Annotated in this window: 17 protein-coding genes, 1 tRNA gene and 1 pseudogene; 11 read left to right on the top strand and 8 right to left on the bottom strand. The window is 44.4% G+C overall.

Going from position 1 to position 20,047, the window contains the following annotated elements:
• The first annotated feature begins 24 nt into the window (after window positions 1-24).
• From PSYC_RS08245 to tatA, 7 genes are all read left to right on the top strand, one after another.
• Window positions 25-1,731 carry a copper resistance system multicopper oxidase gene (locus PSYC_RS08245; protein WP_011280855.1) on the top strand — a complete coding sequence of 569 codons (1,707 nt, stop codon included), beginning with the start codon at window positions 25-27 and terminating at the stop codon, window positions 1,729-1,731.
• Window positions 1,732-1,762: 31 nt separating this feature from the next.
• A complete protein-coding gene (locus tag PSYC_RS08240; RefSeq protein WP_011280854.1) occupies window positions 1,763-2,782 on the top strand; it encodes a copper resistance protein B in 1,020 nt (339 codons plus the stop codon).
• A gap of 28 nt (window positions 2,783-2,810) precedes the next feature.
• A complete protein-coding gene (locus PSYC_RS08235; RefSeq protein ID WP_011280853.1) occupies window positions 2,811-3,296 on the top strand; it encodes a DUF305 domain-containing protein in 486 nt (161 codons plus the stop codon).
• 73 nt (window positions 3,297-3,369) lie between these two features.
• Window positions 3,370-4,119, top strand: coding sequence for an MBL fold metallo-hydrolase (locus PSYC_RS08230; protein WP_011280852.1), 750 nt, complete (start codon window positions 3,370-3,372; stop codon window positions 4,117-4,119).
• Window positions 4,120-4,271: 152 nt separating this feature from the next.
• Entirely contained in the window at window positions 4,272-4,445 is a 174-nt protein-coding gene (locus PSYC_RS11695) for a hypothetical protein (protein WP_187147096.1), read from the top strand.
• A 333-nt stretch (window positions 4,446-4,778) separates the two neighbouring features.
• Window positions 4,779-7,223 carry a copper-transporting P-type ATPase gene (locus tag PSYC_RS08225; RefSeq protein ID WP_011280851.1) on the top strand — a complete coding sequence of 815 codons (2,445 nt, stop codon included), beginning with the start codon at window positions 4,779-4,781 and terminating at the stop codon, window positions 7,221-7,223.
• Window positions 7,224-7,303: 80 nt separating this feature from the next.
• Entirely contained in the window at window positions 7,304-7,573 is a 270-nt protein-coding gene (gene tatA / locus PSYC_RS08220; protein ID WP_011280850.1) for a Sec-independent protein translocase subunit TatA, read from the top strand.
• Window positions 7,574-7,812: 239 nt separating this feature from the next.
• On the opposite strand, the gene PSYC_RS08215 is transcribed toward tatA, so the two are convergent.
• Window positions 7,813-8,295 (bottom strand): hypothetical protein, encoded by a 483-nt coding sequence (locus PSYC_RS08215; protein ID WP_011280849.1) that lies wholly within the window; start codon window positions 8,293-8,295, stop codon window positions 7,813-7,815.
• Window positions 8,296-8,431: 136 nt separating this feature from the next.
• On the opposite strand from PSYC_RS08215, the gene PSYC_RS08210 reads away from it, so the two are divergent.
• The 3 genes from PSYC_RS08210 (at window position 8,432) to PSYC_RS08200 (ending at window position 10,614) form a co-directional block, all read left to right on the top strand.
• Window positions 8,432-8,830, top strand: coding sequence for a DUF6122 family protein (locus PSYC_RS08210; RefSeq protein ID WP_011280848.1), 399 nt, complete (start codon window positions 8,432-8,434; stop codon window positions 8,828-8,830).
• A gap of 239 nt (window positions 8,831-9,069) precedes the next feature.
• Window positions 9,070-9,261: a metal-sensing transcriptional repressor gene (locus PSYC_RS08205; RefSeq protein ID WP_011280847.1), complete on the top strand. Its 192-nt coding sequence runs from the start codon at window positions 9,070-9,072 to the stop codon at window positions 9,259-9,261.
• Window positions 9,262-9,291: 30 nt separating this feature from the next.
• Window positions 9,292-10,614 carry an MFS transporter gene (locus PSYC_RS08200; protein ID WP_011280846.1) on the top strand — a complete coding sequence of 441 codons (1,323 nt, stop codon included), beginning with the start codon at window positions 9,292-9,294 and terminating at the stop codon, window positions 10,612-10,614.
• Between the two features lie 186 nt (window positions 10,615-10,800).
• On the opposite strand, the gene PSYC_RS08195 is transcribed toward PSYC_RS08200, so the two are convergent.
• The 4 genes and pseudogenes from PSYC_RS08195 to PSYC_RS08185 form a co-directional block, all read right to left on the bottom strand.
• The gene (locus PSYC_RS08195; protein WP_011280845.1) at window positions 10,801-11,160 is read right to left on the bottom strand and encodes a hypothetical protein; all 360 of its coding nucleotides are present in this window, start codon (window positions 11,158-11,160) and stop codon (window positions 10,801-10,803) included.
• 110 nt (window positions 11,161-11,270) lie between these two features.
• Complete coding sequence (locus PSYC_RS12045) at window positions 11,271-11,552, bottom strand: phage tail terminator-like protein (RefSeq protein ID WP_227500377.1); 282 nt, start codon at window positions 11,550-11,552, stop codon at window positions 11,271-11,273.
• Between the two features lie 41 nt (window positions 11,553-11,593).
• A pseudogene (locus tag PSYC_RS11585) lies at window positions 11,594-11,713 on the bottom strand (subtype I-F CRISPR-associated endonuclease Cas1); the annotation flags it as partial.
• Between the two features lie 269 nt (window positions 11,714-11,982).
• Window positions 11,983-12,059, bottom strand: a tRNA-Val gene (locus PSYC_RS08185).
• Window positions 12,060-12,354: 295 nt separating this feature from the next.
• Here PSYC_RS08185 and PSYC_RS08180 point away from each other — a divergent pair.
• The gene (locus PSYC_RS08180; RefSeq protein ID WP_011280843.1) at window positions 12,355-13,317 is read left to right on the top strand and encodes a glutathione S-transferase family protein; all 963 of its coding nucleotides are present in this window, start codon (window positions 12,355-12,357) and stop codon (window positions 13,315-13,317) included.
• A gap of 269 nt (window positions 13,318-13,586) precedes the next feature.
• Here the strand turns inward: PSYC_RS08180 and hemB are convergent, their stop codons facing one another.
• The 3 genes from hemB to PSYC_RS08165 form a co-directional block, all read right to left on the bottom strand.
• On the bottom strand, window positions 13,587-14,594 hold the full coding sequence (gene hemB / locus PSYC_RS08175; RefSeq protein WP_011280842.1) for a porphobilinogen synthase: 1,008 nt from the start codon (window positions 14,592-14,594) through the stop codon (window positions 13,587-13,589).
• Between the two features lie 385 nt (window positions 14,595-14,979).
• The gene (locus PSYC_RS08170) at window positions 14,980-16,800 is read right to left on the bottom strand and encodes an efflux transporter outer membrane subunit (RefSeq protein WP_011280841.1); all 1,821 of its coding nucleotides are present in this window, start codon (window positions 16,798-16,800) and stop codon (window positions 14,980-14,982) included.
• A complete protein-coding gene (locus tag PSYC_RS08165) occupies window positions 16,800-20,027 on the bottom strand; it encodes an efflux RND transporter permease subunit (RefSeq protein ID WP_011280840.1) in 3,228 nt (1,075 codons plus the stop codon). Before PSYC_RS08165 ends, PSYC_RS08170 begins: the two co-directional genes overlap by 1 nt.
• Window positions 20,028-20,047: the final 20 nt, after the last annotated feature.

Below are 20,047 nucleotides of genomic sequence, written 5' to 3'. Positions count from 1 at the left end.
CGCAAATTAAATTAGGTCATCATTATGCATAAACAGAACATACTGAACCGCCGACGTTTTTTAACCGGATCCTCTGCTGTTCTTGGCGCCTCCTTGCTGCCGACCATTGCCAGCAGCGCGTTGGGACATTCGAGTCGCTCGGGCAATCAGGGCGCTACTATCAATAGTGATCAAAACACTCATAAAGTGCCTGTATTGACCGGTAAAGAGTTTGATTTATACGTCAGGAAACAGTCCGCTATTGTTAACGGTAAAAAGAGCATGGCGACGCTCATCAATGATTCACTGCCAGCACCGACGCTAAAGATGCGTGAAGGCGATACGGTGGTGATACGTGTTCATAATCAGATGGATGAATCAACCTCCATTCATTGGCATGGATTGCTGGTACCGTTTGAGATGGATGGGGTGCCGGGCATTAGCTTTGATGGTATTCCTGCGAACAGCACCTTTACTTATAAATTTGAGCTCAAACAATCAGGCACCTATTGGTATCACTCACACAGTGGGTTCCAAGAACAAACCGGTATGCTGGGTGCTATTGTGATTGAACCTAAAGGGCGTGAGCGTCATCCTATCGACGAAGACCACGTGATCGTGCTTAGTGATTGGACCAGCCGCAACCCGCATAATCTTTTGAAGCTGCTCAAACAGCGCTCCGACTTTGATAATTATCATCTGCCAGACTTCAAGAAGCTACTGTCTGATATTGCCGAAACAGATATGAAAACCGCGTTTGATAAGCGCAAAATGTGGAATCAGATGCGCATGATGCCCACTGATTTTACTGACTTGTCGGGCGAAAAAACCTTTACCTACCTTATCAATGGCAAAACAACCGCGGCTAATTGGGCACAAATAGTCAAAGCAGGACAGCGCGTTAAGCTACGCTTTATCAATGCCTCAGCGCAAACCATCTTTGATGTGCGCATACCTGGTCTCAAAATGACTGTGGTGGCAACCGATGGCATTGATGTCGCACCAGTTTCGATTGATGATTTTCGCATTGGCGTGGCTGAGATTTATGATGTCATTGTCACCCCGACTAAAGATGCGCATACCATATTCGCCCAAAACATAGACCGTTCAGGTTATGTCGCAGCAACGCTTGCCACCAAAGAAGGCGCTCGTGCGGCAACGCCTGCCATGGACAAGATTGAATGGCTCACAATGGCAGATATGATGGGCGCTATGGGTGCTGATGGTTATAAAGCCAAGCATGCCAAAACAGAGTATGATTTTAAGAGCGATATGCGTGTGGACAGTCCACGTATGAACCTTGATGATCCCGGTATCAACCTGCGCAAGATTAATAGAGAGGTGCTGAATTATAGCCAGCTGCGCTCTGTCGATGAGGCAATATTTGCGGAGCAGCGCCCGCCTACCCGAGAGATCGAGCTACATTTAACCGGTAACATGGAACGCTATATTTGGGCATTTGATGGGGTTAAGTTCAGTGAGGCGACACCGGTCAATATTAAGCCGGGTGAGCGCGTGCGTATTACCTTAGTCAATGACACGATGATGAATCATCCGATGCATTTACATGGCATGTGGAGCGATTTGCGCATGCCTAACGGCGAGTTTCAAGTACGCAAGCATACCATTATGGTGCAACCAGCACAAAAAATCAGCTTTGATGTCACAGGGGAAGCTGGTCGATGGGCATGGCATTGTCATCTGCTCTATCACATGGAAGCCGGTATGTTTAGAGAAGTGGCGGTCATTTAAGCAAGTCTTTGATTGATAGGTGAGAGATGAGATGAAAATACATAAAGTAGGTTTACGGTTCGCTGGGGCATCATCATTGGTATTACTAGCATCATCATTTGCTAACGCTGCTGACCCTGCCACTGCTAAAAAAGACATGATGATGCCAGGTATGGACCATAGCAGTATGGACATGTCGGATATGGATATGTCGGGCATGGACCACAGTAGTATGGATATGTCGGATATGGATATGTCGGATATGGACCACAGTAGTATAGACATGTCGGATATGGATATGTCGGATATGGATATGTCAGGTATGGATATGTCGGGCATGGACATGTCAGGTATGCAAGGTGGTAAAGCTCCAGCTGATGCTCGCAGTCCTGACTATTCAAACGGTGTTCCCTATGGACGTTATGGTAAGCCTATGATGATGGGTGATATGCCATTATGGGGTGTTTCTGTAGACGATTTAGGCTATCAGTTTGATGATGATCAGATTAATTATGAGGTTGGTGCTTGGTATGGCGTAGATGAGCGGCGCCTATCTTTGAGCAGTGAAGGTAGTGTTCAGACCAAAGGTGATAAAGAAATTGATAGTCTGACCTCACTATCTTACTGGAAGCCGCTAAGTATCTTCTGGAATGGTTTGGCAGGGGTAGCCTACGATACCAAGAATGATAAGCCTGCAATTATGGCGGGTATTGAGGGCACGGCACCTTATTTTATTGAAACCGATGCAATGGCTTATCTGTATTCTGATGGACAAGTTCGATTGGACCTTGGCACAGAATACGAGTGGCGTTTGAGTCAGCACTGGGTCGTGATACCGAAAGTAGGACTAACGGCATTTAGTAAAAAGGATATTGACAATCATATCACTAAGGGTTTCAATGAATTAGAGGCGGAAGTTAGGCTAACTTACGAAACTCTAAGTCGCCAACTGGCGCCTTACGTCGGTGTGAGTTATGAGACGGCTCTTGGCAGCGCTCGTGGTCAGCGCCGTCAAGAAAATGAATCGATTGATAGTAGTAGTTTGACTGCGGGAGTTAAATTCTGGTTCTAACATTATCGAAATTATAGGGGATATATATATGAATACTTCAGATAAAAACAACATGAATCATCAATCGGGCATGAACCCTTATATAAAGTTCACCCTGATGATTGTGACGTCTACGATTGTGATGTACATCATGATGTATTTCAATACCTATCAATTGGATCATGTCTATTTTAGTGAAACTCGAGCTTATATGGCACTGTATATGGGTGCCGGTATGGCCGTCATTATGCTCGCCTTTATGGGTAATATGTACAAAAAAACCAAAGTTAATTTGCTGGTTTATGGGCTAAGTGTGGTGATGTTTGCTGTGGGTATTTGGGGTGTGCGCTCTCAAGCAACTGTGAATCAAGTCGATTGGATGCAAGCCATGATACCGCATCACTCGATTGCTATTTTGACCAGCTCAAGAGCAGATATCGAAGATCCACGAGTACAACAGCTCGCTGACGATATTATTAAAGCGCAAAAGCGTGAAATCGCTGAGATGCAAGCGCTCATTGAAGAGCTGGAATAGATAATAATGTTTGTAAGCATCATAAAGCTATGAAGTGTTAATTAGCTAACACCACATCAGATAAGGAATAATTATGATATTTCGTCAATTGTACGAACCCCTTTCTAGCACCTATACCTATCTGCTGGGGGACGAGGACACAGGTCAGGCTATCCTGATTGATCCGGTCATCGCGACCATGGATCGTGACTTGGCTGAAGTACATAGATTGGGGCTGGATTTGGTCTACACAGTTGATACGCATATCCATGCAGACCACATTACTGCAGCATTAGAAATGAAGCGAGCTGTCGGCAGTAAGATTGCAGCGCCTGCCTTTGACCGTCTGCCGTGTGTGGATGTCGGCTTAGAAGAAGGCACACCTTTACAGGTTGCTGGTATTACTTTGCACCCATTGCATACGCCCGGACACACCGATGGTCATTTTGCGTATCTCTTTAATGAGCAGGTGTTCACTGGTGACGCTTTACTTATCGACGGATGTGGCCGGACTGACTTTCAGAACGGTGATGCCGATGCGCTGTATAAATCTGTGCGGCAGAAGCTGTTTTCTTTGCCAGACGACACGCTGGTCTATCCTGCGCACGACTATAAGGAGTGCTTTGTATCTTCAATCGCTCAGGAAAAAAAGCGCAATCCACGGCTTGGCGAGGACATAACACTCGAAGAATTCAAGGTCATCATGAGCAACCTAAACCTACCGTATCCAAAATTCATTGACTATGCTGTCCCTGGCAACCGGCAGTGTGGCGTATGTCCAGATGATTTACCAGACAACTTAGCCTCTTACTGTCGGCAGATGACGCAGAGCCCTCAGGGCTAATGTTACTGATTTTAAGGGATTCGTCGTTTAACTGTTGTTAATTTATCGGCTTTTATCTTGAAGTGTTGTACTGAATCAGTATTTGATATTCCTATGCTTAGCGCGCACACTACTATTAATGCTAATACTATAATCTACGGAGAAATACTATTATGAACGGCATAATGATGAACGGCATAATAAATGGAGAAATGATGCAGGGAACGATGATGCAAGGGATAGGCTGGGGTTGGATGATTCTCTGTCTACTATTTGCGCTACTGTTTTTTGCTGTACTTGTGTTGATATTGATGGCAATTCTCAAATATCTGCGTAAGCCAGATTAAAGCTTGTGATAAAGCGCTGAGTTTGGTCGTCGAAAAATGGCGTTCGGGTACCAATTTCGTAAAGTCTGAATCTATATTTAGATAAAACTATCCAATAGAGAGTTATTGCTCTTTGACGTTCGGTTCAAATATATTATTGGATAGCTGAGACCTTCGCTATTCGCCTTTTAGCCGCCCGCTTTTAAGTACTATCAGTACACATTACCTTTTCTCTAGCATCCGTCTCTAACATCAAAATTAAGATTTTATCAAATAGTAATCATGATAACAGGCATCTCTTAACCACTGAGTTAGAGCGCAATCTTTACTCAATATAAGTGAAGGAGTTATCTGATGAACCCTAATAATAGCGATAAAAAGAATGGCCATAGTGGCCAAGAGTCAATGAATACTAATCAAACCCGTACTACCTTCAAAGAGTATAACCAAGTGCCATCTGATTATAATGGCACAGTTTATACCTGTCCGATGCATCCAGAGGTGAGAGATGTTGAAAAAAGCGATTGCCCAATATGCGGTATGTTTCTCAAACCTGAGGGCGAGGTTGCTGATGAAGACAGTCATTCACACTGTCATGGAAAGGATACTGACCGTACTAAGGTAAAATCTGTCAAAGGCGGCAAGTACGATAAGGTGCCAGTTGGCTACAGCGGAACCGTTTATACCTGTCCTATGCATCCCGAAGTCAGAGATGTTGAGAATAGTGGCTGTCCGATATGCGGAATGGCACTTGAATCAGAGACAGCTACCATTGGTGAAGAAGACACCTCAGAGCTCGACGATATGACACGCCGTTTCTGGATATGCACGGTGCTCACCATACCGCTATTTCTCTATGCAATGAGCGATATGGTAGGTATAAATTTAGACAATCTTGGTCAGGGCAGTATCTCTGGGCAGATTGCGCAGTGGATTCAGTTGGCGCTTGCGACACCAGTAGTGCTATGGGGAGCAGCGCCTTTCTTCGTCCGTGGCTGGCAATCCATAAAAAGTCGCAACCTGAACATGTTTACTCTGATTGCAGTTGGCGTAGGCGCAGCTTTTGGTTTCAGTCTAGTAGCAACCTTCCTTCCGGATATTTTCCCAGACAGCTTCAGGGACGCCACTGGCCAAGTTGGGGTGTACTATGAAGCAGCAGCTGTCATCGTGACCTTGGTGTTATTGGGTCAGGTGTTAGAACTAAAAGCCAGAAGTCAGACCTCAGGAGCAATTCGTGCTCTACTCGAGCTGGCACCACCAACGGCAAGACGTGTGGATGAAAACGATGTCGAGACCGAAGTATCACTTGACGAAGTTATCAGCGGCGACAGATTGCGAGTCAAGCCAGGAGAGAAGCTTCCGGTAGACGGCACGGTACTTGATGGTAGTAGTAGTATCGATGAATCGATGGTGACTGGCGAACCAATTCCGGTCTTAAAGGCACAAGGGGATACGGTCACTGGCGGCACGGTGAACGGTACGGGGACCCTATTGATTGAAGCGGTTGATGTCGGTGAAGATACGGTATTGTCCAAGATCGTCAAGATGGTTGCCGAAGCTCAGCGCAGTCGAGCGCCGATACAGCGACTGGCAGATAAGGTGGCTGGGTGGTTCGTTCCAATCGTTATGCTCTGTTCTGTTGTGACTTTTATTGTCTGGGCTATGTTCGGGCCTGTGCCTGCGATGGCCTATGCACTGGTCAATGCTATCGCTGTATTAATCATAGCTTGCCCGTGTGCGTTAGGATTGGCTACGCCAATGTCGATTATGGTTGGTACCGGAAAGGGTGCACAGCATGGGGTACTCATCAAGAATGCTGAAGCGTTAGAGAGCATGGAAAAAGTTGATACCATCGTTGTAGATAAGACAGGAACGCTGACAGCAGGCAAACCGGAACTCACTGCTATCGAAGCGCTTGGCAGTATAGATGAGGATGAACTCTTTGTGCTTGTCGCAGCGGTAGAGAGTGCCAGCGAGCATCCTTTGGCAGAAGCTATTGTCAAGGCTGCGAAGGAAAAATCTCTCGATATTGCTAAAGCCAGCGATTTCAGTTCAACCACTGGTGAAGGCGCTCAGGCACTGGTTAATGGCAAGCAGGTCGCCGTCGGCAACTCAAAATTCATGCAGCGACTTGACAGTTTTGATAGCTCGCTTTCAGAACGCGCCGACAAACGCAGGAAGGACGGTGAAACCGTCATGTTCGTCGCAGTAGATGGGCGAGCCGCTGGTCTAATCTCAGTTGCTGATCCAATCAAGCCGAGTACAAGTGAAGCCATATCACTACTGCACAAAGCTGGTCTGCGGGTGGTCATGCTGACAGGTGACAACGAAATAACGGCCAGAGCCGTTGCTAGTAAGCTGAATATTGACGAAGTGCATGCAGATGTCTCTCCAGAAGACAAGAACCGTATTATTAAAGAATTACAAAGTAGCGGTCAGATCGTAGCCATGGCGGGTGACGGTATCAACGATGCGCCCGCTCTTGCACAGGCCAATGTCGGCATCGCCATGGGAACTGGCACAGATGTAGCCATGGAGAGTGCTGGCATCACGCTATTGAAGGGTGATTTGATGGGCATTGTCAGAGCCCATAAACTGAGCCGTTCCACGATGCGTAACATCAAGCAGAATCTGTTTTTTGCTTTTATATATAACGCACTCGGCATACCGCTGGCTGCTGGTGTCCTGTATCCAGTTTTTGGGCTTTTACTCAGTCCAATGATAGCGGCAGCTGCGATGAGCTTTTCTTCGGTATCGGTTATTGGTAATGCGCTGAGACTGCGCCGTTTGAAACTGTAATTCTGGTACGGTGAAGAGGGTTCTAAAGCACACTTACAAATACTGCTCTAAACAAGATCTCAAAATATAAGGATACCGTTATGGGCAGTTTTTCTATGACACATTGGCTGATTTTATTGGTGGTCGTCGTCGTATTTGGCACTGCTAAGCTTAAAAATGCTGGCAAAGATTTAGGCGGTGCAGTAAAGGGTTTTAAAGAAGCGGTCAAAGATGAGGAAACCGAGCATGCTCGCAAGAATCATGTGCTTAGCCATGGAAATAGTACGCCAGCTGCAAGTAATGATTTAAATACTCAGGTTGATGATATGGAAATCAGCCTTGTTACCACTGATGATCAGCACAAAGTATGAAGCGCCCCGCTTATAAATAGCAGCACTAAGTAGTCTATTAATATATGTGGCTATTGTTTGAGTTGGGTTTATTCTTAGCAAAGATATTAATTAAAAATGAACGAAATAACGATTTAGCCTCAGGAAATAAAACATCAAACAGTAGCTAGCACTACTTTAAACCTGCCAAGCACTTTTTTTACTGTTTACTAGGGTATGTCAGCGTGAGTACTCTATTTAGCGACTAATGCTAACCGCTATTACTTGGATATCTGCCAACCTAGGAACATCCATTTGACAGCGTAGATTAACATTATCGGAATGACCACCCACTGAGCGAGCGGCAACGCACCTATGCTTAGTAACGGAACATCAGGCATAAGACCACTGTAATTCCACCTTTGGCCAGCTCCAGTTGCCCAGTACTCAAAGATTATTGTCACAATCAGGCCGACGCCAAGGTATACCGATAAAGTCGACAGACGCCACTGCTTTGCAATCCAGAACCAGTCTTTTACAAACACTGCCCCGAGCGCGTAGGCGCCAAAAGCAATATTGGCATCACCGAAGGTTGCGCGCGTACAAAGCCAGACCACCTCCCAGTGGCTCGCTTCGGCCATACCGGAGAAGAAAGGTACCTGTGCCATCTCCCAAAAAAAATGGAGAAAGAAACTCACGCTCCATACCATCAGAGCCAGCACAGCTGACACCGCTGCTCGGCGTGATTGGCTTACAAAAATCATAATTTCTCCAAAAATGGACGTAGTAATAAATACAGTTGCCTGTTTATTCGTTTGTCTTTCAGGTGTGAGGGTATGCCTCTGATGCTATGCTACTCTTAGTACACTTTTTAAATACCCTCTTAATTCGGAAAAAGCGATGATTCAAACCGTTATCCATTATTTTCTACATTTTGGCATGCCTTTGATTATCGCCTATCTATTTTTTCGTGACAATCATAAACGGGTATATTTGATCCTATTAGCAACGATGCTAGTAGATTTAGATCATCTGCTAGCGACGCCTATTTTTTCGCCCAATCGCTGTAGTATTAACTTTCATCCGCTCCATACTTACTATGCAATGGCAGTATATGCGGCTATGCTATTTCTACCAAAGCCCTATAAAATAATTGGTTTGGGATTGTTACTACATATGCTGACTGATTTAAATGACTGCGTGATGACCTATCTTAATTGTCCGCAGTGTTTGAGTCAGGCTCCTGCCCGTGAGTTGTTAGCGTGGCTTGTAAAAACTAATATAGTCGGTGAAAAGTAATATCGATACAACAGGTACTACTGGTGCAAATTTTTCTTGCTTGCTGTGCCTACGCAGACAGAGGCTGCAAAAAATTTACACCAGCAATACGGTAGCGACTTTAAGGTATTTCAACTATATAATAATGCTCCCTAGAGGAAGGATATTGCCATTATGAAAAAACCGCACATACATGCTTCTCATCTGCCGTTATTAAACGCCTTAAAAAAGCGAATGGTCATCTGAGTAGTACGATAGAGATGTTGGTTGCGGGTCGAACTTGCCTTGATATAGCGCAGCAGTTGCAGGCTGTAGAAAATGCTATCCAACAAGCGAAGAAGGTTTTAATTCAAGACCATTTGGATCATTGCCTTGAAGACTTATTAGGATCTGTTGATAAAGATCAGCAAGATTCTATCGAGGAGTTCAAGGAAATAACTCGCTACCTATAAAGTGAATCAATTAACTTAAAGAGACACAGCATGCTCAGTATCTTTGCAAACCGGACCTATCGTCATTTATTTGCCGCGCAAGTGATTGCCTTGATTGGCACCGGTTTAGCTACTGTGGCGCTGGGACTACTTGCTTTTGATTTGGCAGGCAATAATGCTGGGGTCGTCATGGGAACCGCATTGGCCATCAAAATGATTGCCTATGTTGGCGTCGCACCAATTGCAGCTGCCTTCGCCGAACGGCTGCCCAAACGCACGATGCTGGTAACGCTGGATGTGATACGAGCGGGTGTGGCATTACTTTTGCCGTTTGTTTCTCAAATTTGGGAAGTTTACGTACTGATCTTTGTGTTGCAAGCCGCCTCAGCTGCCTTTACGCCTACTTTTCAAGCCACTATTCCTGATGTTCTGCCTGACGAGGCGGATTACACCAAAGCTTTATCGTTCTCACGCCTTGCGTACGATATGGAAAGTCTAGTCAGTCCTATGTTAGCGGCAGCATTGCTGACAGTAATGAGCTTTCACAATCTGTTTACGGGGACGGTGCTGGGATTTTTAGCGTCTGCCATATTGGTCGTATCAGTCACGCTACCAGCGCATGATATGCCAGAGCGCCGTAGCATTTACGATCGAACCACACGCGGCATTCGAATCTATTTGGCCACCCCTCGACTGCGTGGATTACTCGCTGTCAATGTTGCCGTTTCTGCCGCAGCGTCTATGGTTTTTGTGAATACAGTGGTGATCATTCAGGGTGGCATGGGACTGACTCAGAGCGCAGTCGCATTAGCATTGGCTAGTTTTGGCGCAGGATCTATGATTGCTGCATTGGCTTTACCAAGCTTATTGGATAAGCTGACAGACCGTACGGTCATGTTAAGTGGTGTTGGGTTGCTGGTGATAGGTATGTTCGCTGGTACATTGATGATGGGACAAAATTCGCTCATGGCCTTATGGTTCGTACTAGGTTTGGGTTATTCTGCTGCTCAAACACCTTCTGGACGTTTGCTGTGGCGATCCTCACATCAGGAAGATCGTCCTGCATTGTTTGCCGCTCAGTTTGCTTTGTCCCATGTCAGTTGGTTGGTATTTTATCCCTTGGCTGGTTGGTTAGGTGCTCGCTACAGTATGACTCTAGCTTTTGCGGTATTAGGCTGTGCTGCTGCACTAGCGGTGTGGGCGGCTTTTAGAGTCTGGCCGTCTATCGACTTAAAAGAGATTGAACACGAGCATGTCAATTTGCCAGAGGGTCATATCCATGCTACTGGATCTCCTACACCCAACGGGATACGCCATACACACCCTTTTGTAGTCGATGACTATCATCCTCGTTGGCCAAAATCAGGTCGTTGATGTCGATTGTATATAGGAAGAGGTTGCCATTGCGTAAGCATTACTTAAAGATGATGGTGAGGAAACTGAAAGAATGGCGGCTTGGTGTGCCGTCTTTCTAAGTCACCTGAGCGGTGATGAAGTAGGTATAAAAAAAGCCCACACGTTAATGCAAGGCTTGATAATTTTAATAAGGTTATTTGTCAGTCATTCAAACTTAGAACTTAGTAGTTGTCCATTCTCATCAAACTCACACATTCCGGTATGCTTTGATTCAGCATTAAGCTGATTTTTTGCGTAAAACTGAAACCATAACTCATGATTGGATTCTTTTTTATATTTTAGGTTGCTGTGCATGATATCCATTGATCGAGGATTATTTAACTTACCCTGTATATCAAGTTGACAGTCAGTAAGTAGACCAGCTTCGGACTTGCCGCCTAAATGTGGTATTCCGCTACGGGTCTTAACAACTTCCTTTTCTTTTTGCTCAGTGGTATCTACCTCACTTGAGCCACAAGCTGTTAGCAATAAAGCTAATGATAGCACTGTGATAATTTTTTTCATGTTATTACTCGCTTAGTAATCGCTAGTGTAGGTGTCAGCAGTGCGATAGCGTAACGCACTTTCAGTAATAAGAGCTACTTATTAGCCTAGCTGACTCAATCACCATACAACTAAATAATCTGATACTCAATACTAATCGGTTGCATATACCACTTACCGTCACTGTCAGGCATCGCAGGTTCTTTGTGACTGCTCCTTATCAATACATTGTGACCGTCGACCGTGTGAGATTGCTCGGTACCAAATTTAGCACGGATAGCGTCAGCTTTAGCATCGATTACACTTATGTTAGTACCAATCGGAACAAATAGCGTTATCTGTAATATACATGCTTGCTCAATGTCTCTCAGATGGCCTCTGTTTTCTAAGTCACCTGAGCGGTGATGAAGCAACTTGAGCTGGAACAACGGGAGGAACAAAATTTCTAAGTCACTTTTTGCATCACGCGGCAATGAGATAGGTAGTAGATATTGGCACGTTTGGAGTGGAGAATGGTTTTAAGATCGGACGAGGCAAAACTGTTGTCGGTATAGGCATTGGTAGGTTTTGCCATAATAATTCCATTTATCAAAAAGATTGTCATAATTAGGTCATGGGTTTACTGTAACGGAACTATGTTGACAAAACAATGTATATGAAAACTTTCGCGACACCTGTTGTCGTTAGAAGTTTGGAGATAAAAAAACCAGACAACTTAAGTCATCTGGTAATTATTAGTCATCTGGTAATTATTCGAAAATTTTATAAAGTCAGTTATTTACGAGACCATATTTTACGGACAAAAAAAAGCCCCAGTCGTTAAACTGGGGCTTTCTAAATATTTGGTAGGCATAAGCAGACTCGAACTGCTGACCTCTACCATGTCAAGGTAGCGCTCTAACCAACTGAGCTATACGCCTATTTAGGTTGAGTATTCTATCAAGTTTCCACTATTTTGCAAGCATTTTTTCTAATAAAACTGCCTTATTATTACGATCTCACGATTCAACTTCATATTGACGGTCAAATAATAATTTTTATGTAGTTTTAGTTTTTATAATAGAGTTATAATTTAGTTTTTATTATCAATAGTGGGATGTAGCTTGATACTCGGCAATTTAGTAATCCTGTTGCAGATATAAAAAAATGATTCTTATGATAATCGAATAGTATCTAATAAAATTAAGTTAACAGTAAAATGGTTAGGAGAATCAAATGGGCTTATTGGTTGATGGGCAGTGGCAGGATAAATGGTATGACACAGAAGCTAGCGGTGGACGCTTTGAGCGTGAAGATGCAGGCTTTAGAAATTGGGTAACCGTAGATGGTAGTGCTGGTCCATCGGGTCAGGGTGGCTTTCAAGCCGAAGCCAATCGTTATCATTTATATGTCTCTTTGGCGTGTCCATGGGCAAACCGCACGACAATTTTTCGTCAGCTAAAAGGCTTGGAAGATATTATTTCGATGTCTGTGGTTCACCCTTTTATGGGTGATAAAGGTTGGACGTTTGCAGAGGGTACAGGTGTTGTCGCTGACCCTATTATCAATGCAAGTTATCTATATGAGGTTTATACTGCGGCAGAGCCAAACTATACGGGGCGGGTGACAGTACCGATATTATGGGATAAAAAAACCAACACTATCGTCAGCAATGAATCCGCTGAGATTATTCGTATGTTTAACTCAGCTTTTGATGACGTTGGGGCAGTAGTTGGTGATTTTCTACCATCCGATGCGATAGTAGAAATTGATGAGATCAATGCGTTTATTTATGATGCTATCAATAATGGTGTTTATAAAACAGGTTTTGCAACCACGCAAGAAGCTTATGAAGACGCAGTCATCACATTATTTGATGCGTTAGATACGTTAGAGGCACGTTTGGCAGTGCAGCGTTATTTGTTGGGTGATAGGATAACAGAGGCAGACTGGCGTTTATTTACGACATTGGTACGTTTTGATGCTGTTTATGTCGGACACTTTAAATGTAATATTCGCCGCATCGTTGACTATCCCAATCTTTGGGGCTATCTGCGTGATTTGTATCAAGTACCGGGTATTAAAGACACGGTAAATATGGATCATATTAAAGCGCATTATTACACTAGCCACACAACGATTAATCCCACTGGTGTTATACCGGCTGGCCCTGTTATTGAGTTTGATAAGCCGCATTAGCGGGCGCATTTATGGAGTGCTATAGTTGAAATACTTTAAATTCGCTACCGTATTGCTGGTGTAAATTTTTTGCAGCCTCTGTCTGCGTAGGCGCAGCAAGCAAGAAAAATTTGCACCAGCAATACGTGTTGTATCGATATTACTTTTAACCGACTATATTTGATAAAATGCTGTCTGAGTTTTTAGCGTAACGAAATACAAAAAACCGTATCCGCGGCTTTATAGCAGCGGATACGGTTTTTTGTATAATAAGCAAAAATACGCTGAAATTAAGCGTTATTCAGTTGTCTTGCTGCTTCTAATGCAAAATAGGTCAAGATACCATCGGCACCTGCACGGCGAAAGCCAATTAACGACTCTAAAATAACGGCATCAGTGAGCCAACCGTTTTGAATCGCTGCCATATGCATGGCATATTCACCAGAGACTTGGTATGCAAACGTTGGTACGCCAAAGGTGTTTTTAACTTCACGGATTAAATCCAAATACGGCTGACCCGGTTTAATCATGACCATGTCAGCGCCTTCATTGATATCCATCGCCACTTCATGCAAGGCTTCAGCACGATTGCCAAAGTCCATCTGATATTGCTTTTTATGCCCACCTTTTAAATTGCCTGCACTACCGACCGCATCACGGAACGGACCGTAATAAGCGGAGGCATATTTTGCTGAATACGCCATAATAGCAGTATTCACAAAACCTTCAGCTTCAAAGGCATCACGCATGGCTTTGATACGACCATCCATCATGTCACTAGGTGAGATGATATCAGCGCCGGCACGCGCATGGACGAGCGCTTGTTTGACCAATACTTCAACCGTTTCATCATTAATCACATAGCCTGTGTCATCCAGCAAGCCATCTTGACCATGTGAAGTATAAGGGTCCAACGCCACATCGGTCATCACAACCATTTCTGGTACGGCATCTTTGACCGCTTTTACCGCACGCGCAGTGAGAGCATTTTCATCATAAGCAGACCTACCATCTGGTGTTTTTAGTGAATTATCAATCACTGGGAATATATCGATGGTTGTAACGCCTTCACTTAACAAGTCTTTGGCGTGCTTAATGAGCAGGTCAATTGATAAGCGCTCAACGCCTGGCATACTAGCGATTTGTTGACGCTCGTTAGTGCCTTCTAATACAAAAACCGGCGCGATAAAATGCTTAGGATGTAGCTCAACTTCCCGAATCATTGAGCGTATATTGTCGTTATAACGCAAGCGACGTAGGCGAGTTTCAGGGAATTGGCGGTTAAAAGTATAAGTCATGTTGTTTCCTTATTTAAATGGCAATCACGGTCATTTTTTTAATTACTGAGATTTCTACTAGGGTTTCTACTGAGATTTCTACTATAGTCGGTGAAAAGTAATATCGATACAACACCTACTGCTGGTGCAAATTTTTCTTGCTTGCTGTGCCTACGCAGACAGAGGCTGCAAAAAATTTACACCAGCAATACTGTAGCGACTTTAAAGTATTTCAACTATAGGGTTTTTAAAAAGGTATGTCAGATACTGTCGATACTATACCCAATAGTCGCTATCAAAAGCAAAAAGCCCTACTGACTTACTATAATGAGTCGGTAGGGCTGATTGTACTTATCGACTATCAACGCGATAAAAGTACGTCACGCAATTATGGCTTTCTAAAGATTTATGGCTCAATAATCTGTGTTACTGGCACTTGCTCGACACTGACTTCTTTGATGCGTGTCTCTTTTGAGGTGGTTTCTTCAGTAATTACCCCAAGCGCAGCATCAGTCTTGCCATCATTGTTGATATCGACCACAGCAGTTGGCTTAAAAGTCGATTTTTCTATTGGTTCTGCTTGTTTAATCGCAAGGGCTTCTTGGGCAGAGAGCACACGCGCAGAGCTTGCGGCATCGATAGCATCAGTGGCTTTCGCCTTGTTGCTATTGGCAGCTGCATTGACTACTTGTACCAGATTTCTATGTTGCGGTACAGGAATCACGGTTGGTATATCTAGATTGGCACCGCCACCTAGTACTTGATAAAGCTCGATTTGGCTAATGATTTTTTGCAACTCTAAATCCAAAATACCTTGCTGCGTTGAGAATAGCGAGCGCTGAGCATCGAGGACATCTAGATAGTTTGCGATACCAGCCTTAAAGCGCGCATCAGCAATCTGATACGTTTGCTCAAAGTTGTCTTGCAAACGATACTGTGCGTCGAGCTGCTCGCCCAAAGTTGCACGCGTTGCCAAGACATCAGAGACCTCACGGAAAGCGGTTTGAATTGAACGCTCATAGCTTGCAAGCGTCTGCTTACGCTCGATTTGTGCCAAATCATAGTTGGCATCTAAACGACCAGCATCAAAGATAGGCACACTAACGCTTGGACCGAATGACCAACTAACAGCACCACTCTTGAATAAGTCATTTAAACTGCCGCTGCTCAAGCCGACGTTACTGGCTAAGCTGATAGAAGGGTAGTAAGACGCGCGCGCCACTTCGATATTAGCGCCAGCAGCTTTTAGATTATATTCTGCTTGCAAGACATCAGGACGATAGCGTAGTAGCTCACTTGGCAAGCCGGCACTAAAGACTTGCTGGCTTGTGATGTTATTGACGGCAGGCGTTGGAATCAGATTGGTTGGAATCGGTCCACCAACCAAAAACTGCAGTGCATTACGTGATTTTAAAATACTGCTTTGGGCACGTAAAACGGCAAGTCTGGCATTTTCAAGTGAGGCACTAGATTGCAAAGACGGCAGTTTAGGATCAATACCAGCTTCGAAGCGTTTGCTGGCAATAAACAGCGATTTCTCACGGCTTTCTACGGTCGCTTCTGCCAATTGTAGCTGCGCCAAGCTATAGCTTAGATTGGCATAGCTTTGGGCAATGTTACTAATCAGACTGATTTGGGTCGCGTCTTTTGCCGCTGTCGTTGATAAAAAATTCTGCAACGCTTGGTCTTTTAAGCTGGCAATTTTACCCCAAAAGTCGAGCTCATAATTGGCAAGACCAAGGTTAACCTTATAGTTGTCGCCTGTTTGTCCGCGTTGACGCGCGCGCGAGTATCCAGCATTACCATCAATGCGTGGCAAATCATTGATATCAGTAATCTGATATTGCGCGCGGGATTTTTCGATGGCTAAACGAGCACTTTCAAAGTCTTTGTTGTTTTGAAGACCTAAAGCGATCAGACCTTTTAAACGCTCGTCGCTGTAAAAATTCTGCCAGCGTTGACCAGCCAGACTGGCTTGCTGAGCATTACTAACGGTTTCTTTATCAAACGCGTCATAGGTTTGTTCGATAGGAAGGTTAGGCACTGCCAGCACAGGACGCGTATCGGCCTTTGGAATGGTATTACAAGCTGCCATGCTCATCGCTAATGCTGTTAGACCTATTAAACGACTGCCATTTCTGCGCAAGCGTGATAGAGCCGGTTGCGCAAAGGTAGCAGAGACCGCCACCGCTGCTGGGTTATTGGTAAACATTTTTTTAGTACTCATTATGTATTGTCTCCAAGGCTTGCAGGCTGATCATTATCAGAAGGCATTGGGTTGTGCGAGTCAGGCGTACCGTTGCTATCATCTTTATCATTTGGCTTATTGTTCTCGTATTTGTGCGGGAACGCACTACGTACCCAGATGTAAAACATTGGAATAAAGAAGATGCCTAAGAGTGTGGCAGTTATAACACCACCGATAACACTGGTACCGATAGCATTTTGACTGCCTGAACCTGGACCGTTTGCTAAGAATAATGGCACAACACCTAGTCCAAAGGCAAGAGAGGTCATAATAATTGGACGTAAGCGTTGACGCGCTGCTGTCATGACGGCCTCTGTGAGACTATAACCTGCCTCTTGGCGCTCTTTGGCAAACTCAATAATCAAGATGGCATTTTTGGCCGATAGACCAACGACCGTAAGTAGACCAACTTGCAAGTAAATATCATTGGCAAAACCGCGTAGCCAAGTAAATATCACGGCACCCAATACCCCAAGTGGAATGACCAATAGGACAGAGAAGGGTATAGACCAGCTTTCATATAGAGCCGCCAAGCACAAGAACACGACTAGGATTGACAGCGCATAAAGTATAGGCGCTTGTGCACCTGACTTTTGCTCTTCCAATGACATGCCTGTCCACTCGTAACTGATGCCTTCAGGTAACTTATCTATCATGGCTTCCATAGAACTCATTGCCTCACCAGTACTTAAACCCGGTGCTGCGCTACCTTGGATATTCATTGACGGTAAGCTGTTGTAGCGAGTGAGACGTGGTGAGCCTGACTGCCACTCACTGCTAGAGAATGCATCGAACGAAATCATATCGTTCATGTCATTTCGTACATACCATTTACCAATGTCATCAGGGTTGGTGCGGCTGCTTGCCTCACCTTGTACATAGACGCGTTTAATACGACCACGATCGACGAAGTCATTAACGTAACTTGAGCCCCACGCTGTTGAGATGACGCTGTTGATATTACTTAACGACAAGCCATAAGCAGCAGCTTGTTCTTGGTTGATATCAATTTTAAGTTGTGGCGAATCTTCTTGACCGTTAGGACGCACACCAGCAACTTGTTCATTCTGTGCTGCCATACCTAAGAGCATATTACGGGCTTCAAGTAACCCATCGTGTCCAAGGTTGCCACTATCTTGAAGCATTAAATTAAAACCACTGGCATTACCAAGCTCAGTAATAGCTGGGGGTACAATGGCGAATACTTGCGCTTCATTTAACTGAGTAAAGAAATAACCCATTGCTCGACCAGCAACGGCTTGGGCTGTGTTTTCATCACCAGAACGTTCCTCCCAATCTGACAAACGTACAAATGCCAGACCCATATTTTGACCTTGACCAGCAAAACTAAAGCCTGCAATGGTAAAGACAGAAGCAATGTTATCGCTCTCTTGAGTGTCGTAATAGTTTCTAATTTTATCCAGTACGTCTTGTGTCTCATCTAGTGTAGAGCCGGCAGGAAGCTGAACCAAGGTAAACATAATACCTTGATCTTCTTCTGGTAAAAATGAGCCCGGAATACGCAAGAACACCACTGCCATAATACCGATAATGGCGGCATAGACAATCAGATATAACCATTTAAAACGGAAGCTTTTACCAATAAATTTTTCATAAGATTGACTGGTTTTGGTAAAAGAGCGGTTAAACCAACCAAAGAAGCCTTTTTGATTTTCGCTATTGCCTTTTTCATGACTTTTGCCACGTTTTAGCAATGTCACACATAGGGCAGGGGTGAAAACAAGCGCGACCATGGCTGATAACACCATGCTGGTAATCAAAGTAATAGAGAACTGACGGTAAATCACGCCTGTTGAGCCGCCAAAGAAAGCCATCGGTATGAATACAGCGGATAAAATAAGCGCAATACCAATAACGATCTTACTGATTTCACCCATCGATTGAACGGTCGCGTCTTTAATAGAAATGTGAGGATCTTCTTCTAATATACGCTCAACGTTCTCTACGACAACGATTGCATCATCGACCAATAGACCAATGGAGAGCACCATAGCAAACATGGTCAATACGTTGATACTAAAGCCAGCAATATACAGCACCCCAAACGTACCCAATAGAACAACAGGTACGGCAAGCGTTGGAATGATAGTCGCGCGCCAGTTCTGTAAGAAAAGGAACATAACGATAAATACTAATACGATCGCCTCAATGAGGGTCATAACGACTTGTTCGATAGATAGACGAACAAATGGTGTGGTGTCATAAGGAACCACTGATGTCAGACCAGCTGGAAAATTCTTTTCCAGCTCTGCCATACGCACACCAACTGCCTCACGAGTTTCAAGTGCGTTGGCACCAGCAGCAAGCGAAATACCCAAACCAGCCGCTTCTTGTCCATTATATAAAGACACAACGCTATAATTCTCACTGCCGATTTCGACATCCGCCACATCGCCTAAACGTACCTGCGCACCAGCGGTGTCAGTTTTTAACAGAATGTTTTGAAATTCTTCAGGCGTTTGTAAATAGCTTTGCACCGTAACAGTAGCGTTGATAACCTGTTGGTCAGTGTCAGCAGGTGCTTGTCCTAATTGACCAGCAGATACCTGAGTGTTCTGTGCTCGTATCGCATTGACGACATCAGATGGCACCATGTTGTAGCTACGTAGGCGTGAAGGGTCAAGCCAAACACGCATCGCATAGGTAGAGCCAAAGACTTGAACCTCACCCACACCTTCAACACGACTGATCGCATCGAGGACATTGGAGTTAATATAATCGCCAATATCTGATCGATCCATATTGCCATCTTCGGAGATGAACGCCTGCACCATCATAAAGCTGCTAGATGATTTATTAACGTTAACGCCTTGACGCTGTACCGATTCAGGTAACGAGCTCATCGCGGCTTGCAGTTTGTTCTGTACTTGTACCTGAGCAGTATCAGAATCAGTACCGTTCTCAAAGGTAAGCGTCACTGAGGCACTACCATTTGAAGAGCTCGATGATGACATATACATCAGACCATCAAGCCCTTTCATGCGCTGCTCAATAATCTGTATTACTGAATTTTCAACGGTTTGCGCGTTAGCACCAGGGTAGCTTGCACTGACCGAAATCGTCGGTGGTGCAATACGTGGATACTGTTCAATCGGTAGGTTAAGAACCGATATCACCCCGATGAGCATGACCAAAACAGCCAGCACCCAAGCAAAAATAGGGCGATTAATAAAAAAACGTGACATAGTAAATCCCTAAGTCTTCC

The sequence above is a fragment of the Psychrobacter arcticus 273-4 genome (assembly GCF_000012305.1).
GTDB lineage: Bacteria > Pseudomonadota > Gammaproteobacteria > Pseudomonadales > Moraxellaceae > Psychrobacter > Psychrobacter arcticus.
The sequence above is the reverse complement of the archived record's forward strand: the minus strand, read 5'-3'. Positions and strand labels throughout refer to the sequence as shown.